General features: G+C 71.8%; 2 protein-coding genes. Both read left to right on the top strand.

The features are described from left to right. Positions 1 to 183 precede the first annotated feature (183 nt). Positions 184 to 666, top strand: a complete 483-nt coding sequence (locus AC2VNT_RS01295) for a flavodoxin family protein (protein WP_369739312.1) — start codon at positions 184 to 186, stop codon at positions 664 to 666. Positions 667 to 669: 3 nt separating this feature from the next. Continuing rightward, a partial coding sequence (locus tag AC2VNT_RS01290; protein WP_486945138.1) for an AMP-binding protein occupies positions 670 to 1716 on the top strand: 1047 nt, incomplete at its 3' end.

Here is a 1716-nt window from a genome sequence, read left to right as displayed (position 1 = left end):
GGGGGAGATCCCCGCCGATGCCGACGTGCCCCTCGACCCCGACATGTGCCGGCGGATCCGGCGCGTGGCCCGCCAGGTGATCCACGCGGTCGACTAGTACTGCAGCCGTGGCGACCAATGCCCCGGCGTCAAGGTGCCTTTGCGCCCTTTCCGGATCGTGCCGCTGCGGCGCAGAGTGTGGCGATGAAGTCGCTCATCGTCTGCGTCTCGAAATCGCACGGCAACACCCGGCGGGTCGCCGACCGGATGGCCGAGGTGCTCGGCGCCGAGATCGTCGAGCCGGAGTCGGCCGACCCCGCGAAGTTCGGCGACTACGACCTCGTCGGGTTCGGGTCCGGCATCTACTACATGGCCCCCGACGCGCGGCTACGCAACCTGATACGTCGCCTCCCACACGTCGATGGTGTCCGCGCGTTCACCTTCTTCACCAGCGGCGCGCGCGAGATCCCGCTGCTGGGGTATTCGAAGACGCTGCGAAAGCCGCTCGCCGCGAAGGGCTTCGAGGTGCTCGATTCGTTCTCCTGCCGCGGGTTCGACACGGTGGGGCCGTTCGGGCTCGTCGGCGGCATCAACAGGGGACGGCCGGACGAGCGCGACCTCGACCGGGCCGCGGAGTTCGCGGAGCGTCTGCACAAACGAGTCGCGGGCTCCCCGACCGCCTCTTGACCGATGACGGCCGACGGGCGCGCCGCTCCGGTCCTGGCCCTGGTACGCGGCCTGGTCACCGAGGTCCATCCGCATGCCGTGCCGCCGACGGTCACCCTGGACAGCACGTTCGAGAACCTGGGCATCGGCAGCCTCGAGCTCGCCGAGCTGTTGCTGCGCATCCAGGACACGTTCGGGGTGGCCCTGCCGGAGCACCTGTTGGCCGACGCCGACACTCCGCGCGACCTCGTCGCCGCGATCGGGCGTGGCCGGCCCGTGGCGGGCCGCGCCGGGGCGGGGGAGGGTGAGGCTCCATCGAAAGGCCTGGCGTCCTTGCCGGCCGCCGCCGAGGGCGGCCTGCCGCCGGCGGGGGCGTCGACCCTCAACGACGCGCTCGACTGGCATGCCGGCGCCACACCGGACCGGCTGCACCTGCGCATCCTCGACGATCCGGGTGGCCCGCTGGACGTCACCTATGCCGCGCTGCGCCGCGACGCCGCCGCGCTGGCCGCGGGGCTGATCGCCCGCGACGTCATGCCGGGGGACACGGTGGCCATCATGCTGCCCACCGGCCGGGCGTATTTCACCACCTTCGCCGGTGTGGTCCTCGCCGGTGCCGTCCCGGTCCCGGTCTACCCCCCGGCCCGGCCCTCCCAGCTCGCGGACCACCTGCGCCGCACGACCGGCATCCTCGCGAACGCCCGGGCAGCGATCCTGGTCACCCTGCCGGAGGCCGTCACCCTCGGCCACCTGCTGCGCGCCAACGTCGACAGCATGCGCCATGTGGTCGTTCCCGAAACACTCACGGGCGCAAGCCAAGACACCCTGCCACGACCGCGAACCGACGACCTGGCGCTGGTGCAGTACACCTCGGGCAGCACCGGGCAGCCCAAGGGCGTCGCGCTGACGCACCGGAACCTGCTCGCCAACATCCGGGCCATGGGCCAGGCCGCGGGCGCGACCACGTCGGACAGGTTCGTCAGTTGGCTGCCGCTCTACCACGACATGGGGCTGATCGGCGCCTGGCTCGGCTGCATGTACTTCGGTGTCCCGCTGGTGATGATGAGCCCG

The organism is Mycobacterium sp. TH-M15 (assembly GCF_057473705.1).
Note: the sequence above shows the minus strand (reverse complement) of the source record. Positions and strands in the feature narration are given on the sequence as shown.